This window comes from Flavobacterium sp., from assembly GCF_046153165.1.
Classification (GTDB): domain Bacteria; phylum Bacteroidota; class Bacteroidia; order Flavobacteriales; family Flavobacteriaceae; genus Flavobacterium.
Window position 1 is genome coordinate 1 of the sequence record NZ_JBJXEN010000071.1, and the last position, 19,936, is coordinate 19,936.

Genomic DNA, 19,936 nt, shown 5'->3' on the forward strand with positions numbered 1-19,936 from the left:
TTTTGAATATAATTATAGTTTGTGTAAAGGAATAGAAAACAACATAGACTTTATTAATAAAACATCTGGATTAGAAAACACTGAAGGTGGAAAACTAACACTTAAAAAAGTATATTTTACTTATCGTGATTCAAATATGGGCAAATATACGCCTTATACTTTTAATTATGATGAACTCAACGAATCAAGTAACCCAAATTACAACCAAAAAAATTATGACATTTGGGGGAATTACAAAAAATCTAACGAAGGTGTTGGTTGCGAAACACTTAGTGCATTATCAAATGCTGAATATCCTTATGTAGACCAAAGTAACCAAGTGTCTGCTGATCAAAATGCTTCTGTATGGCTTCTTAGGTCTATAGGTTTGCCTTCTGGTGGTGAGATGGAACTTAAGTATGAATCCGATGATTATAAGTACGTACAAAACAAAGAAGCCATGCAAATGTTTAAAGTTGTAGGTGCAGGTAATGAAGATAATCCTAATGATCTAAGTGACCAAATTGACAATAAGAATCTTTCGAATCTTTCGAACCCTATAGACATGTCGTATGATTATCTATATATAAAATTAGACAAACCTTGCTCTAATGAAGAATTTTATGATAAATATATTAGAAAATTAAAAGGACTACCTATTTATTTTAGATTTTTAACTAATATGACCAGTCCTTTTGTCTCAGATAACGACAAATATGATTATGTTACTGGTTATTTAAATTTATCTAATGAAGCTGGAGTTCATAAAATAATAGGAGGAACTAATGGTCTTTATGCAGCAGTAAAGATAGCTCATACAACTCGAGGTGATGGTGGCGCATTAAGTGGAATACCTGTAAGTCCAATCACAAAAGCAGGTTGGTATTTCGGAAGACAGTATTTAAACAATACTGTATATAGTCATACAGGAAGAGAAGATGTTAATATTGAAGATGTTGAAGGTGTTGTAAAGAGTTTAGTTGGAATGATAACAGATCTAAAAGATATAGTTATTAGCCCGAATCAAAAATTAATCCAACTTAAAATTGCATCTAAATTCATTGCTAATAAATCATGGATCCGCCTTATGCAACCAGAATCTAAAAAACTAGGTGGTGGTGTTAGGGTTAAAGAAATAAAAATTCATGACAATTGGGATAGAATGACAAACAATGAAGGCCAAGAAGTTTACAAACAATTTTACGGACAACAATACTCCTATGTTGATAAAGATGGTAATGGTTCTTCAGGTGTTGCATCCTATGAGCCATTAGGTTGTAAAGAAAATCCTTTTGTATATCCTTTTTATGATCATAATAAACCAGATAGTGTTCTCGGACCAGGCACTCAAAATTATGTAGAACTTCCTTTTGGAGAATGTTTTTTCCCATCTCCAAAAATCACCTACAGTCATGTTAGTGTAAAGAACTTAGCAAGAGAGAAAACAAATGCTAACGAAGTAATTACATTAAAAAAACATGCTACAGGCGATGTGGTTACAGATTTTTTTACCACTAGAGATTATCCTACAATTTCAGATATTTCAATGATTAGCGCAAAATATGATAACTCTCCATTAGCTGGTTTATTGAATATTAATGTGAAAACACATTTAACGATGGCACAAGGTTTTTCTATACATACAAATGATATGGATGGGAAAATGAAATCACAAGAGGTTTATTCTGAAGGTAAAGAATTAGTTTCAGGGATGGAATACAAATATGAAGAAATGCCTAATAATTCATCTTCAAATCAAGGAAAGTTAAATAATGAAATTGTAACCATAGACTCTAAAGGAGTAATTGGAAAAAATACAGTAGCTGTCGATTATGATGTAGTAAATGATTTTAGAGAGAATTATTCTGAGACTAAATCGGCGGGGCTTCATTTTCAGACAGAAACATTACCTATAACGCTTCTTATTCTTGTGGTTCCTTGTCCAATTCCTAGATTTGCTAAACATGTAAATATTTTAAGAACGGCAATAACTACAAAGGTTATACATACAACAGGAATACTTCGTGAAACTATTGCTTTCGATAAAAATGCTAAAGTATCAACCAAGAACCTAGCTTGGGATGCCGATACTGGAAATGTTTTATTAACAGAAACAATAAACGAATACAATGACAAGTATTATAATTTCAATTTTCCAGCCTATTGGGCTAATCCAGGAATGAGTCAAGCAGCTCTAAATCTAGGGTTAACATGGAATATTAAAAATATTTCCGGTCAAAATAAATACCAATTTGATTCTGTTAATAGTGTTAATCCAAATGCCGATGATTATTTAATAGATGGTGATGAAGTATGGGCAACCCCATCTCTTCCATCCGAAAAAAGAGGCGTTGGGTTTAAGGCTTGGGTTGTAAATGTAAAACCGGATCATTCTTTCAATTTGATCGATGAAAAAGGAATCAAGGTTGTCCAACAAACGGACGATGTTAAAAATCCAAATGCAAAAGTAATTGCATCAGGATCTATAAAAGTAATTAAATCTGGACATAAAAATATGCAAGGGGCTTCTATGGCAAGTGTTACTTTAATGAAAAAACCTTCGTTAACTATAGGAAGTAACATTGGAAACGATCCTTTTTTAAGTAATGATTGGAGCAGTAATAGAATTGTAAATGCATCAGCAATTGAATACAAAGATGTATGGCCATCACAATGTGAATGTGGTTTGCCACAAATGAAATTTAAAGTAGATAATCCCGAAACACTAATTGATGAATCCAAAGAATTATTACCATTTCAATATGACTTAAATAATAGTTCTTTAGATTTTGACATTGTTGAAAAAAAATCTTACAACCCATACCGATACAATGTATTAGGAAATTGGAGAGCTGTAAAATCGCATGCCTATTTAACAGGAAGGAACAATACTGCCGACCCAACTCCAAGAAAAACAGGTTTCTTTAACGATTTTAGATCGTTCTATGTTCATAATTCTGCTAATGAAAATTGGACGGTTACAACAGGAGAAGCACGTGGCAGATGGACATTTGCATCAGAAGTATCGCAATACAATGCTTGGGGACAAGAGGTAGAAAATAAGGATGCACTAGAAAGATATTCGTCTGCACTTTACGGCTACAACAATCGTTTTCCAGTTGCAGTAGCTTCAAATACGAAGTATAAAGAGCTTGCTTACGATGGTTTCGAAGATTATGATTTTGCAGATTGTAATGAAAAATCACATTTTAGTTATGAAGGTGCTTTGGTAAAAAATAAAATCTCTATCACAAATAAGCAATCACATACAGGTAGAAGAAGTATCAGATTAGAGCCTAAAGCAACTTCTACAATTCAGAAGAAAATAGTAAACTGTACTCCAAAAGTAACAGTTAAAACAAATACTAAAATAGTAGCAAAAAAATAATTTAGGTAAGATGAAATTAATAAATAAAATAATATTTAGTATTGTATGTTTTTGTGTTACAAACGCTGCTTTTTCTCAAGTTCTAAACGAAGGATTTGAAGGAACAACATTTCCACCTACCACATCAGGAAACTGGACAGTTTTAGATAATGGTGTAGGCACAATTATGAGTTGGACCGAAACGACCGATCCAACAAGAGTTCACTCTGGTCTAAAAGCGGCCATTGTGGATCGTGAGAATGTGGGTGCTGGTAATACGTCTATAGACTGGTTAATTTCGCCGCAAATTACAGTTGGTGCCAATTCGCAATTACGGTTTTTTACCAGACAAAGTTTTACGGGTAATAGTGGATCTACGTATGAGATACGAATATCTACCAATGCTACCCAAAATAATCAAGCAGCCTATTTGCCAGTTCAAAGCTGGACAGAAACAACACTAAATGCTACTTTCAATGTTTACGAAGAAAAAATTGTAAATTTAGCAGATTATCCAGCTGGAACACAGCTATATATTGCTTTTGTAAAACTTAATACACAGCCTACAGGTACAATATCTGGAGACCGATGGTTGATAGACGACGTAAAAGTAGTGCAACAATGTCTAGATCCAACGATATTAAATGTTGGGACTATAACACCTACAACAGTTAGCCTAAACTGGACAAACAACGGTTCTGCAACCTCTTGGGAAGTAGAAGTTATTCCAGCAGCAAGTACACCAACAGGAGTTGGAATAGCAGTACCTACTAATCCATTTGTAGTGACAGGTTTAATGCCGGCAACAGCTTACAAATATTATGTGAGAGCAAATTGTGGTAGTGGTAATTTTAGTCAGTGGGTTGGACCTTTTAATTTTTTTACAACACCTGCTGGATCTATATGCAGTACACCAATAACCATTTCGAGTTTACCTTACAACCATAGTACTAGTACAAACGTTTATGGTGATGAAGTTGATACACCACAAGGAACAGGATGTGAAGGAGGAACTACTAATTATTTGGAAGGAGCAGAAGTGTTTTATTCCTACACAGCTTCAGTTTCTGAAACTATTAAAATTACAATGAATCCTTATAGTGGGAACAATAACTCTAGTATATTTGTTTACAATGGTTGTAGCAATGTAGGTGTTTCATGTCTTGCAGGTGTTGCAAACATAAGCGATACTTCAAGAGAAATAACGCTACCTGTCATTTCAGGACAAACTTATATTATTGTGGTGTCTTCTAGTACAACTCCTACAACAGGAATTCTATATGATTTAATAATTGAAAGAGCGAATTGTCTTCATCCTATTAATTTTTCTACAACAAATGTTACTAATACATCAGCTGATATTTCTTGGGCAACCGCTTCAGGAGCAAATTCATGGCAGGTAGAAATGGTGCAAGTTACAGCATATAACGGCTCTTATATACCTTTAAACCCCATTACAATAAACACTAATAATTATAGTGCTACTGGATTAAATTTAGGCACATATCGCTTATGGGTAAGAGAAAATTGTGGCAATGGTAATTTTAGTGCTTGGTCTTATAACACTTTTTCTACGTTTTGTCCAGTACCAACTATTGTTTCAAGTAGTTATAATGGTGTTTCTGCAAATATTACTTGGACTTCACAAAACTTAAATTCTTATCCAGCGCAAAATAATTGGGAGATATTTATAAGACCTCTTGGGGAAGCTGGACAGTTTACAGGAATTCCTGTAAATACATCTACATATATTGCTACTAACCTAGAACCAGATATTGTGTATGAATGTTATGCTAGGTCAAATTGTGGAGTAAATGGATATAGTAATTGGAATAATGCCCGTGTTATTATTGGAGGAATTTCTCTAGATCAATGTATAAAAACAAATACTATAGAGGTAAACACAAGAGTTTCATTATTTGTAAATTTAATAAATCATCTTTTAGGTATTGTAAATTCAGGTGGTTCTGTCCCAAATGGATATAATCCTACTGTATTACAAAATCTAGCGCAATATATAGCTGATCCTAATCCTGCTATATATAATTTTTCTTATCTAAACGGTACATTAGAATTTTCATTTTCTGACCATCCCAATGCCCTCAGAAAAGATGTCAAAATAACAGGCTATTCGCCAAGTTTTGGATTAATGACAAATTTTGTATCTACTGGTTATTACTCTTCACAATATTTCATGTATAAAGTCCCAGCATCTTTTGGAAGTAATCTGGCTGAATTAACATTAAAACATCTTAATCTTTGTGAGATTTCTTGTGTCCCAATTATAGGAGAAATTACTTTTATCGATTTTCCAGAAGGGTCTAATTATACATGTGGTAACAGAAGGGTACATTTCTCTCCTCAAGCAAATGATATTGATATAGAAAATATTGGAGCAACTTTTCAGTGGACTTTCAAAGATCAAAATGGTTATGCATTATCAACAGCTACGGATTTATACACAGAATATACATTTACCACGGTAGGAAATAATAAAGCTGAATTAGTTATCACAGAGCCTAACGGCTGTACAACTACATTTACGAAAATAGTACCTGTTGTTGCATGCGATCCTTGTACAGCAACAAATCCTAGAACACCACGTGCAAAACAATTATTTATAGCTTTACTAAATCACCTAAGAACTAAAGTAATAAACAATGAAGATATACCGATTACAGGTTATACATGTCCTGAATTAAAAGCTTTTGAATTATATATTACTGATGAAAAACAGAAAATTTATGGATTTACTGTTAGTGGAAATACTATGGCATTTTGGTTTCACCCAGTTGATCAAAATGCAGGTTCTCCAGACGTTTATCTAAGTAATTGGAATAGTACAATGGCGCCTTTTAGCGATATAGATGTAGTTAATTATACACAATCTAATTTAGAAACTAATATTGATAATAAAATTATTTTAGCAGATGGATCAAGAATTGCTCTAGGACATACTCGTCACATCAATTTCTGTCCAGATGACTTTTGTGTAAACCATGTAGCTATTGTCGTTGACGAGTCAGGTTCTATAGATAATTCTGAAAAAATAAATATAAAACGTCAGTTAAAAGCCTTTTTGAATCAACAAGCTTATCTGAATGATTTAGATCCTAACTGGAATATGTACGTTTCACTAATAGGGATGTCGGATACTGATATAAACAATAGAACAGATCATGTTTTATACAAAAGAGTTAGTGGTACTATTACTGATCCTAATTCAACTCTTACTGAGTTAATGAAATGGGTAGATGGTCCAGCCCTAGATGGTGTAAACAGTTATGGTTTTCGAAACGGAACAACTGGTATAAGCGGCGGTTCGGATTTCTGGAAAAGCGGTCTAGACAAAGCAACCTCAAATTTTTCTGCGGTCCCACCAAAATTAGTTGTTATGATTACAGATGGGTCGGAAACAAATGACTTAACTGGGCTTAAAGCAACAATGGCAAAATTTAATAACTATCAACATATATTGCCTTTAAATGAGGCTAAACCCCATTTATATGTTGTAGGAATAGACAATGGTTTTTATGTTTATGATGAGCAAAGTGCTCTCGGAAATAAGGCAAGAAATGAAGATCCTAATTATGTGCCAAATTTAAGAAGTTCGTCTCCTACCAGTAGAGTGACGCCTGCCCTTGCCTTATCATTAAAGTATTTATTGCAAATACCAAGCCCTGATTTTCCAATAAATACAATTAACACATCTAACCACGCTAGTTCTGATCCAGATTTTAAAAATGATGATTTTATAGGAATGGCTAATATGGATATTTTTGGTGATCCAGAATCGACCTTTTTATCAGACAACATGGACGATGTTTATGCTAAATGTGGATCGACTGCAATTAAGGATCCATGTGATGATTGTTTTTCTTTCCAACCAGAGCCTGGAAAAGTTGGTGGATATGTGCTAAGTGCTTGGGTAAAAGAAGAATTAAATGTTCAAGTTAAAAATTATACAAGCCCAAAAATTATTTTAAGATTTCTAGATTACAATAGAAAACCTATTAACCCGCTTCCAATAACTAATTCAGAAATATTTTTCATACCAAAAGGAGACATTATTGAAGGCTGGCAACGTATTGGAGGTAAATTTGAAATCCCAGCTAACACAATTTTCATGGAGTTTGAATTAGTTAACGAGAGTAATAGCATTCCCGTATTCTTTGATGACATTCGTATTTATCCTGTTAAAGGAAATATGAAATCGTTTGTTTATGATCCAGAAACATTTAGACTCATGTCCGAGTTAGACGAGAATAATTATGCTACTTATTACGAATATGATAATGAAGGTGGTTTAGTTAGAATTAAAAAAGAAACGGTTAAGGGAATCAAAACGATTCAGGAAACTCGTTCAGGTAATGTTATTAAAGTAGAATAATGAAAGTAAAAAATGCAATTTTGTTACTTATTAGTTTTCTATTGTCGACAACAACATTTGGACAATCAGTAAGTGATGTATTCAAAAAATTGAATGCACAGTATACAAACTCAAAGCCATTACAATATATAACTAAGTATAGCTTGTACAAAGACTATGAAACAAAAGTAGCCAGTCAAAGTTATAATGGCAGTTTTATAAAAACAGCCAATAACGTAGTTTATATGAAAATAGACAATACGGAGTTCATTAACGGAAAACTATTTTCTGTTAAAGTAAATCATACAGAGAAAGCAATGGATGTGTCTAATAAACCTGGTCTTTCTACTGCAGAATTCGACATGAATAAGTTATTAGCACTTTGTAAAATAGCATCTTATAAAGATTATAAGGTTTATTGGGAAATTGTAATGATTCCTGGTGAATATTCAGGGTTGACCTATTCAAAAATTATTTTAAATATAAATAAAAATTTTACGATCCAAAAACAAGTGTTTTATTACAATACAGAAGTTAATTTTTCGACTGATTATAAAAAACAGAATTTAAGTATGCCACGATTGGAAATTGTATATAGTAATTACAGTAACAATCCAGTTGATTCATCAAAAATGAATGTTTATTCGTTTTTTAGTATTAGCAAAAACAATAAAATTACAGCAACCGCAAAGTACAAAGACTATGAGGTTTCTGATGTGAGAACGAATATTTCGAATAAAAAATAAATGTGCCAAGTAAGTATGAAAGCCATCAAACAAATTCTTCAGTTTTTAATTATTTTTTCTGCAACCATCGGATTTGCACAACAAGTAGATGAACCATTACCATTGGGTTCTAACAGAATTGTTGGTAATGCATTAATAGGAGGATCTATCCCAGTTGAAGATTCTAAATTTGCAGATTTAGCAAATGTAAATGACTTTACTTCGGTAAATTCTGCTATAAACATACACGTTGGTTTTATAGATGAATCTAATGATTTTGCTGCTTATAATACTATTTTTACTGCGGAAGTAACTTTAGATATTGCAAGATATAACACTGATGGTTCTCAAATTGATTCTGAAAATAAAGTAATTACTATTGTTCATAACAATTCAACAGAAAATTTTAAGTTAAATGATTTTCTAATATATAAGCTACCAGGAATACATAAGGCAGATATTAAAATAGGAGGTGTTCAATATTTCGACCAAACTGGAAATTCAATTTCTTTAACAAATTCACCATTATACGTCGAAGCTAGGTTTAATACCGAAAGGTATTTTAATATGAAAGGGACTTATGTTTCTCCTACAACGAGTCTAGTAACTTATATAGGTCAATTAGCTACTGCTGTGCCAGGAGCAATTGCAAATGGTGAGGATGAATTACAAATCGCTTGGGCAAAAGATCCAAATTTTCCAGCACTGGAATACGAATTAGAATGGACTTGGATAGACAGTTATAGTGATGTACAGAACGTGTTTTTAACTGAAAATCAAATTTCACTTACCGAACAACAATTCAAATTAAACAGTACACGTATTCAAACAAAAGATTTAAGCTATAATATTCCATTAATTTTTTCTAGAGGATACCTCGTTTATAGGGTTCGTCCTGTAGGTCGTTTTTTAGATAATACTACTAAAAATTATTATGGTTTATGGTCGTCTGGTGTGACCGATACTTTTGCAACAATTCAAGATTGGCCTAATAAAATTACTATTGCTAAAAGTCATGAAAACGGTGGTAAAAACTGGCAATATCAATCTTCCTTTGCAGAGGATGGCAAGAAAAAAGAAGTGGTTAGTTATTTTGATGGTTCCTTAAGAAATCGTCAAACAGTAACTAAAATAAATTCTAACAACCAATCTGTTGTTGGGGAAGTTATATATGACAACCAAGGTCGTGCTGCGATTGAGGTTTTGCCCGTACCTATAGAGAATGCGGCAATAAAGTATTTTGGTAATTTAAATATCAATACTACTGGACAAATTTATTCTCATAAAGACTTCGATTGGGATTCAGTAGGAAATATTTGCACAATACCACTTGTCTCAGAGATGGGAAAGACATCTGGAGCCAGTAAATACTATTCGGAACTATCGTCACCTACAAATACTTTTCAGGATTATGTGCCTAATGCCGAAGGTTTCCCATTTTCTCAAATAGAATACACGCCAGACAACACTGGAAGGATAACCAGAAAAGGTGGGGTTGGAAAAACACACCAACTAGGTAATGGTCACGAAATGTTGTATAAGTATGATACTCCATCTCAGCTAGAGCTAAATAGACTTTTTGGCTATAAAGTGGGAGATAGTAAGCGATACAAAAAAAATACAGTTATAGATCCCAACGGACAAGTAAGCGTAAGTTATTTAGATCCTCAAGGAAGAACTGTGGCTACTGCATTGCAAGGTGATAAAGCGGGTAGTTTGGACCCTTTATATGACGCTACTAATCCTTCAGCACCTATCACTACTAATCTATTAGTTAATAACGATAAATATACAACAGGAAGATATGGCATACAAGAAGATGCTATTAGGATAAGTGCGCCACTTAATGTTATTAAGGACAATATAAATGTAATTTTTAACTACACTCTTCCTCATTTTAATAATACTTTTTCAGATACTTGTCTCACACCCAAATCATATCCATTTGTTTATGATTTAGGGATGAGTCTTAAAGATGATTGCGGAATAGAGAATCTTCATTTTTATAATAACTTCAATAATCTAGATCCTCAAAAGTATCTTACAATTGGTTCCATCATTCTAAATAATACTGGTAACCCAGCAGCAATCAATTATAACACCAGTATTACAGAAAGTTTTTTAAAGAAAGCAAAAAGCTATACCATCGCTAAAGATGTTAGAGTAAATCAAGTTGCTGTTGAAGCCTATGCTGATGATTATATTGCAACTTTAAAAGCAAATCCAACAAATCAAAATAATGATTGTTTTCCTAAAACTTCGCAATATCAAGTTGATATTCATGTAGAAGATTGTAATATTAATTGTCATGAATGTGAGAAAGCTTTGGTTAGTCAGCATTTATCAGCAGCTGATAAATTAGAGTATGAAGCATTATTTCCAACAGACACTACTACAGTTGGAAATGTTACAGCAAGAAAACTTTACATTGATATTGCAAGAAAAAAATATGTCGTAAATTCATTAACTACATTTTACGGAAACCTAAACTTTAGTTATTCAGGAGACAATCTTATTCACAATTCTTCTGATGCAGATGCACAAATTATTGAATCTGAAAAAACATATAAATTCGAGTTCGACTTATCGCTACAAACTTGTAGAGAAATATGTAATAGTGCTCCATTAACCTGTAATATAAACGAATCTCAATTACTAGATGACCTTAGTCCAAGTGGACAATATGGCTCAATAGAAGGAATTGTTTTTGATACAGAAGAAGGAGTAGTGACACCCACAGTCGACGACAACACCCCTCCTCCTACAGCAACAAGTCCTATACAAGTTGTTTCGGACAACTTAAGTATATTTAACGAGTATAACTTTTTGCTAAAAGGAGGATCATATCCAAGTGGTCAAGATGCTATTAGCGCAAATGCAACTGTAACATCAGCACAATCCAGATACAGCTGGAAATACCCTTCACCAGAATACACGAAGGCTGATGGGACAGCTTCTATGATTACAGTTACTAAAATCGCTAATAATTCATATAGTCCTGCTATTGAGCCAAATACACCTATAAATGAAATTGTATCAACAGGTGATTCAGAAGGAGTTATATTTAAAGTAAAACCACAATACTTAGATAATGTGGCTGATTTTATTAAAGCATGGGATCCAAATTGGGCAAACTCATTAATCAAATACCATCCAGAATATAACTATTTAGAATACCATAAAGAACTATGTGATAAACGCTATAACGGTGGAAAGAATACTGACGAATTTGATGAAAACCTGAATTCATATAGTACTTTTTCTTCGGTAGCCAACACTACTACAACACCGGTATCAACTTTACTTTATGATTTGCAAGACCTAAGTGTTTCTGGAGATCCTTTTTATAGTGTAAATATTTATCCCTCAATAAATAATACTGCTACTCAAGATGGTTTGAGAAAAGCAATAATGCTAGAAGCACTTACAACAAATTATGATGGACTAACTTATCCTTGGGCTTCAGCTCCTAATGGAAAAAAACCAATGAACATGCTACAAGCTTCACTATATGTAGTCATGTTTGGTGGTGGTTTGGCGCCAATAAGCTTTTTTGACAACATTATTACTAGTAATCCAACAAACTCTCAATTAATTAGTCATATAAAACTTGCGCCAGAATCAGAAATCACTACAGCTCAAAAAGACCGCATCTGGTTAACTTTTAGAAGTAATTATATTTCTTTAAAAACGAAAACGAAAACTGTCTTTTCTAATATTTATGCTTTAAAAAATGGCGGGTACAATGGTTTTATTGGTGATGCACAAAACACCGATAATTATAAAACGTTGTTCAGAAAGTATAATTCAGCTAGAGTCGCAGATATTACATTTGCAATAAATGATGCATCTAACAATCCTCTATCTCTAGTTTCAGCAAGTCCAGTAATACCCGCAAATCCACTTACACCAGTTTTGGTTACAGCAAATTCACAAAAAGCAGTTCATTCAGATATTACAAGAATTTACTACAATGCCAAAACCAAGCGTTTTATTTCTGCTGATTTTTCTTTCAACTCAGGAACAGACGATGCAGCGGCATTAACTGCCGCCGAACACGCTACCGATCAAGGAATATTTATGCAAACGGGTAAATGTCCTTTATTATTAGATTTCGAGCATTTCCTTAACGGATTTGTTCGTCAAAGTAAAAATGAATATGGTCAGGATGTACTCCCTTATTTGTACAATCCTTCAGGGAAATTACCTATAAATGGAACTCCCCCAATTCCTGCTAACACAATTACTCCTTTTTCTAGCGATTTGTATAAAGCTCTTGGTGGTACTTTCCCACTAACAGGATCTTTGACTCCTACAATTAGAGGAGAAATGGATGGCGACTACACATTAAAATTAATTGTAAAAAATGATAATGGTGTTGATTTTGCTAACCCATTAATATTAAAAATTATTCAACCTACTTCGTATGTAAACCCATGTGTTAGTGGAAATAGTACACATCCATCATGGTTAAACTATCTAAATAATTCTAGATTTACAATCAAAGAATTCAAAAACATTTACTTGGTACCAGGAAGTCCTGCAGGAGCAGAAAAATTTAGAGTAGTAGCTGTAATAGAAAATATTAATGCTAATCCTGCTATTCATTGTTACGAAGAGATAATTATAGAAGGGACAACGATAGTTCAGTTAGCTAATTGTAGTTTCGATATGGCTGATGGTACAGGGAATGCAAGCTCTGAAGCAGGTGGCGGATGTCCTAAAAAATTTAAATTCGAAAAGAATTTACAACAATTATTAAATAAATTAAAAGAAAAAAATAAATTATTTAGCATTGCTGAAATACCATTAAAAGAGGACTATAATCCATTAGTAACTCCTCCTAATCCAGGACTATATAATTACGGAAGTAGTTTTATTGCCGAATTTTTGGGTGACACAACCTTGTTAGCTGAATATAGCGGTAGTACAAACGGTTTCAGTATAAATATTAATCCAACTACATTTGTGAATGTAACTTTAAATTCACCTTTACCAGCAACATTCGACCATTTTTCAGGAATTAATATCACAGGAACAACGATAGTATTTAATTATGTATTAAATAATGGCTCTTTAAACACCATAACAGGAACTATAAACCTATTGGATTTTGGTTGTATTTGTCATGATAAAATTCCTGCACAACAAGCTGCAGAAGCTAATTTCTTGAAGTTGATAAATCATCTTTGGGTTAAAAAAAATACTCAAGAAGGTGTTCCTGATGGTTATAATCCACAGCAGTGGGTGGATTTAGATTCGTATGTAATTCCTAATGGATCAACAATTAATGAGTTTGACACTGAGTGGAGTACAACAAATCCCCTTGAAATAGGTACTAGTTTAGGAATGAAATTTAAATTTTCTCAAAGAGGAGATGCGTATTGTGAGTTCTCATTAGTACTAAGTAGTTGTAGTTTTAGAGGATGTGGAACTTTTGGCTGGAGGAATTACTATAATTCAATAACAAACTTTTCTAATTTTCATATTAATCCAGACAATCAAACTTTTACAGTTATGGTTCATCATGGTTCATATCAAGTGGAAAATGAAGTTATTCCAGCTGGCGTAGATATAAGAACTGGTTCAGTAGATTGTTTAGAAAGTTTTGTATGTCCACAGCAAATAGAGGCAGAGAATAGTTTGACAAATATTTTAAGTCAATTAATTCGATTTGAACAAGGATCAAGTACTGATTTAAGTGGGTTATCTCCCTTTTTAAGTCTACCAAACGGAGTAAACCCTTCAGTAAATAATTATTTATTTGACAATTCTTCAAGTTTAGAGACATATTCTTTTCAATTTGCAGCAAATTCGAATTGTGGAATGACTATTAAATTAGATAGAGATTATACAGCGAACATCAGGAATATTCATCAATTAAAATTCACAGATAATACATACACAACATTTACTGCTATTGGCACTTGGCCAGGTGCTGAACCAGCTGGATCAGGTGTTGTTATAACCGGAAGTATCTCCTGCCTAAATCTAGATACCTGCCTACAAGAAGTAGAAGTACCCTGTGTAAGCTGTATTCCGCCACAAGTAGAGCCAGTAGTTTGTGGCGCAAAATGGCGAGAATTTAAACAAAGAATGAGTAGTATTACAACTAATGAGATTACAACTAATGGTATCATCATCCCTTATGTGCTACCCGATTATTTATTAAATGACGACACCTACTTTTGTGGGGCAAATTTAGGATACATAAGTACACAATATATTTATTATTTAGATCAATTAGGAATTACTTATATCGAACATCCTTTGTATATTAGCATAGGACAGTTTGGTTCTTCTAAACTAAACTATGGCTACGCAGGAACAAACCTCGCTATTGATAGCTACAAAGCTTATCTTGCAGACCTTACAAATCCAAGAATGCCGTGGGTAAATTACATACAAGATGTATATATTAAACACAATAGTATTTGTCCGCCAGCACCACTAGTCCCTCATTTAGATTTAAGCATCAAGGATGTTAAAACACCTTGTGATATTTTTAATGCCAATATAACAGCAACTTATTCGCAAGCTTTTACACAACAGTTTTTTGCAAACAAACGCGAAGAGTTTGTTAAAAAATACATTAAAGATGCGGTAAACAATCTTAAGGAAACATTTACAAAAAATGCTGACGACAAAGAATATCAATATACTTTGTACTATTATGACCAAGCAGGGAATCTAGTACAAACTGTACCGCCGGAAGGCGCAGATGGCGTTCCAGGGCAAAGACTTTTAATGACCTCAGATACTGATCCTCTGAATGTTCAGATTAATGGAATTCGAAATTCGGAACTAGAAATTGATAAAGATAAAGAGGATAATACAGCTGCGGGTTTAATCGTATTACCTGCGCATACTTTGCAGACCCAATACCAATACAACTCGCTAAACCAGCTCGTATGGCAAAAAACACCAGATGGTGGTGAGACACGTTTTGCATATGATAAATTGGGTAGAATAATCGCTTCTCAAAATGCTAAGCAGAAAATAGGAAATAATATCACTAATGAAAAGTGGTTTAGTTATACCAAGTATGACGAATTGGGCAGAATATACCAAGCAGGTGAAATTATTCTACCACCTTCAGAAGTATTTACTATCAATGAAAACGGAAAATTACTAAGAGGAACTACCATTGTTGAAGGTTTTGAAGGTTTCGAAAATTATACGCCACCATTAGCACCACTAGCGTCAACAGCAAGCAAAAGAGAAGTAACTCATACTTTATATGATGAACCTTATTTGCAAGCAGTTCCTTATTTTGCAGATTATTCGTCAGATAATACGCAAAAAAGAGTTACAGGAGTGTTGTATTTCAAAACATCACCATTGGCAATAAATATCAATAGTTATGATAATGCCATATTTTACGATTATGATGTGCACGGAAATGTAAAACAACTCGTACAACATAATACAAACCCTGCGCTTCCAGAAACGCAAAAGCATAAAACTGTAGTGTATGATTATGACTTAATAAGCGGAAACGTAAATAAAGTAGTGTATCAGCCCAACAAAAAAGACCAGTTTATTCACAAATATACTTATGATGCTGACAATCGTATAACGAATGTGCAAACTAGTAATGATGATATAATTTGGGAAAAAGATGCTAACTATCAGTATTACCAACATGGGCCATTAGCTAGAGTAGAAATTGGAGATAAGAAAGTACAAGGATTAGATTATATATATACCCTACAAGGCTGGCTAAAAGGAGTAAACTCTGAACAAATAGGCGTAAATAAAGATGCAGGAAAAGACGGAGATTATGATGGTACAGGAAACGTAGCACAAGATGCCATGGCATTTGCATTAAACTACTATAGTGGCGATTATATTTCTAGACACAATACAAATGACAATATTGTATTTAGTTTAAGTAAAGGAATGTCACTAGAAGGTGCAGAAAATCTGTATAATGGGAATATTAAGGAAATGGTAACCTCATTAATAAAAGAAGACCAAACCTTGCTAAATTCTCAGTTTAATCATTATAAGTATGATCAGCTAAACCGTATTAAGGAAATGAATTCGACAGCTGTATTACCAACAAATACAACTGCCCCTAGTTATCAGTCTAGTTATATTTATGATAGAAACGGAAACTTACAACACTTAACAAGAACAGCACCGCTTACTAATAGTCCAACAACCGCATACGCCTTGATGGATGATTTATCATACAATTATATCGCAGGAACAAACAAATTATCTCATGTAGACGATACAGTTCCTAATGGTACTTTCACAAACGATTCTGCAAATCCTAATGATACCTCTTTAGATATTGATGACCAGCAAATAGACAATTATAAATACGATGCAATAGGTCAGTTAACAAGGGACGTAAAAGAAGGATTAAGCATTTACTGGCGAGTAGATGGTAAAGTAGATCAAGTAGCAAAAGACAACGGAACAATTATTAAGTTCGATTATGATGGTTTGGGTAACAGAATCTCTAAAACGGTAAATGCACCCAATGCTGCTAGTAAAACAACTTACTATCAGCGTGATGCACAAGGAAATGTACTAGCCGTTTATGAAGGTACAAGTACTGGAATCATAGCAAATCCGATACTTCCAGATTTGCATCTAAATAATTATACGGTAACAGGTGCCGAAACTAAGCAAGCAACAAATAGTATTTATGTTTCCGATAATGTAGGTAGTGTATCTAAAGTGACAACTACGGGTAATCTAACCCTACAAGCATCACAATCTATTACCTTATCTAACGGCTTTACTACCGAAGGAAACGGAAAGCTTTTGGCCGAAATAAAACCAATTGTAGCCGATCCAATTTCGACTGGGACACTAAGATTAGTAGAGCACGATATATATGGTAGTAGTCGATTAGGAATACAAGGAGAAAACCTCGACTTAAGTGATGAAACTCTAGTTCCCATTTTAAAGCAAGAGCCTGTTTTTGCTGCAACAGCAAGGGTAGCTCCTGTTGCTAATTTGGCACCAACACCTGTTATAAAAGGGTTAGTTTTTAATGGCAATAATAATACTAGTTGGCAATATCCTAATTCTAATTTGAATCTCTTTCGTCCTGATTTAGACGAATTAACAGATGAAATAAAAATCAGTACTCATTTAAAAATTAGCGATGCAAATTTTGATAATGGTGCATTATTTCATTTAAGAGGTGCTATGGCTCAAGTTCCTTATGATTATACTGATTGGCGTTATACGCAATATTCAGATTTAAATATTTCTGTAAAAAAAGTAGGGAACTTATATTTTCCAATTTTAGAATTTAAATATATTTCAGAATCTACCTATTATAATGATACAAATCACGATTCTTGGAGAGGAGGATACGATTCAAATGCATATCGTTTCACTACAAGTACTGGTATTCCTGAAAAAGAATGGAGTATAGATTATGTGATTAAATTAAATTCAACGAGGAATGGTTATACTATTGAATTAAAGTTAAATGATAACATATATTCAACAATAAATCATGGTATAGTTCCAATTGTTGAAAATAATTACGTTACATCAGGTGATATTTATAATTGTAGTGAGCCCATTTTTCAATCAGAAAGTAATATAGGAAGTTATAGAGAATTAGGAAATTTATATAATAATAATCATTCTGGATTACCAGTAGAAATATGCGACTTTACCTATTCAATTGATGATATTAAACACCAGTTTAGTTTTGATGGAGTATCTACTTCGATATCTTCAAACACAGATTATGCAGATGATGTAGTAGGATCTATAAATATGAATAATATTGCTCCTTTAGATACAACTCCTACAGGAAATCAAGTTGGTTATTCTAACACCTATTGTGGTCCACAATTATTAGATACAGATTTAGATGGAATTTTAGATTATCATCCAGACGGAACAAGATGGGATAATTGTCGATTTACGTTCAATCCAAATCAATTAGATACCGACCACGACGGTTATGGTGATGTGTGTGATAATTGTAGATTACCAAATCCAACCGCAAATAATGCGTTAGATTATCAAGCAGACGCAGATGGTGATGGCGTTGGAGACACTTGCGACAATTGTCCTTCAAACTATAATCCTAGAGTAGCAGACCCTAGAGTTATTGTAACAGTTCCTCCAACCCCTGCAAATCCTTTGGTTGAAAGTGATAATACAACTCTAAATGGATTATACCAACCAGATGAAGATGGAGATGGTTATGGAGACGCTTGTGATAATTGCAAGAAAACTGCTAATGGACTTGCTCAAGCCCTAATTCCAAATGTTGGTAACCAACTAGACACTGACCATGATGGTATAGGAGATGCCTGCGAAGGAGAAGACCAAGGTAACGGAGATCTAGAAATTGCTGGTACTCCAATAGAAGGTTACCGTTATGTAGGAGACAAAAATTATGAGTTATCTAATCACTTAGGAAATGTGCTTTCTGTAATTACAGATCGTAAATTATTTACAGAATTTGGTCCTGCTAAGAACCCAACATATACATTTTTACCAGATGTAATTAGTTATAATGACTACTATCCTTTTGGTTCCCTCGTACCAAACCGCCACGGATCAAGCACAGCCTACCGTTACGGGTTTAATGGTAAGGAAAAAGATGATGAATTAAAGGGAGAAGGAAACGCTATTGATTATGAAAAAAGATTTTACGACCCGAGAGTGGGAAGATTTTTATCAATAGATCCTTTAGAAAAAAAATTCCCTTGGTACACACCTTATCAATTTGCTGGAAATACTCCAATACAAGCAATAGATTTAGATGGAGCTGAAGAGTATCACTATACTTTAACATTAGACAAAAAAGGGAAGATTGTATTTAGTCTAACAAGTGTTAAAACACATAATCATGTAACATTCTTGTGGGGTTTAATTGATAGATATTATAAAATTCCAGTAAAAAGGTATTTGGTTACTCATAACAAAACTAAATATTATATTGGTTTTGCAGGTACTTATGGAAATGGCAATCAAGACAAAAGCGATGTTTTTGAAATTATACGTGATACACATTCTAAATGGAGTTTATCAGACTTTAAAAGAACATTCAATTCTGAAGCACAGTCAAATTATCAATCAACTGTTCAAACAGTTATTAATATTCAGAATAATACTGTAATGTATGGTCCTCTTACCGATAAAGCATGGTATACTCCACGTAAAGTTGAAAATATGCCTGAATGGAATGGACCAGTTGATTATTCAAATTTAAAAGATTCTAAATTTGTTGGTCCAGGTAAAGACTTTACTGCAACTCAAAAAGCTAATATTTTAAATGCTAATAGAGAAGCAAATGGAGGGTATTTGCGATCTGATTTAGACGGTACGATTCTTGACGCTCCTGTTCAATCTAAGAAGGGTGAGGCAGCTAATATGAATCAAGCGGAGATAGATCATATAACCGCAAAAAATGCAGCAGAAGGCCCTAGGGGATCAAACAGTTATGAAAACGCACAAGTTCTCTCTAAAACGCAAAATATTAAAAAATCAAATAGGTAAAGG

Annotated in this window: 4 protein-coding genes; all 4 read left to right on the forward strand. The window is 33.5% G+C overall.

The window, feature by feature from the left end; translation table 11 throughout:
• On the forward strand, nt 1-3,367 hold a 3,367-nt coding region (locus tag ACKVOV_RS08120), incomplete at its 5' end, for a hypothetical protein (protein ID WP_409206261.1).
• Nucleotides 3,368-3,377: 10 nt separating this feature from the next.
• Nucleotides 3,378-7,736: a choice-of-anchor J domain-containing protein gene (locus ACKVOV_RS08125; RefSeq protein WP_409206262.1), complete on the forward strand. Its 4,359-nt coding sequence runs from the start codon at nt 3,378-3,380 to the stop codon at nt 7,734-7,736.
• Complete coding sequence (locus ACKVOV_RS08130) at nt 7,736-8,461, forward strand: hypothetical protein (protein WP_409206263.1); 726 nt, start codon at nt 7,736-7,738, stop codon at nt 8,459-8,461. Before ACKVOV_RS08125 ends, ACKVOV_RS08130 begins: the two co-directional genes overlap by 1 nt.
• Nucleotides 8,462-19,933 carry an RHS repeat-associated core domain-containing protein gene (locus ACKVOV_RS08135; RefSeq protein WP_409206264.1) on the forward strand — a complete coding sequence of 3,824 codons (11,472 nt, stop codon included), beginning with the start codon at nt 8,462-8,464 and terminating at the stop codon, nt 19,931-19,933. It abuts the gene before it with no gap.
• The last annotated feature ends 3 nt before the right edge of the window (nt 19,934-19,936 follow it).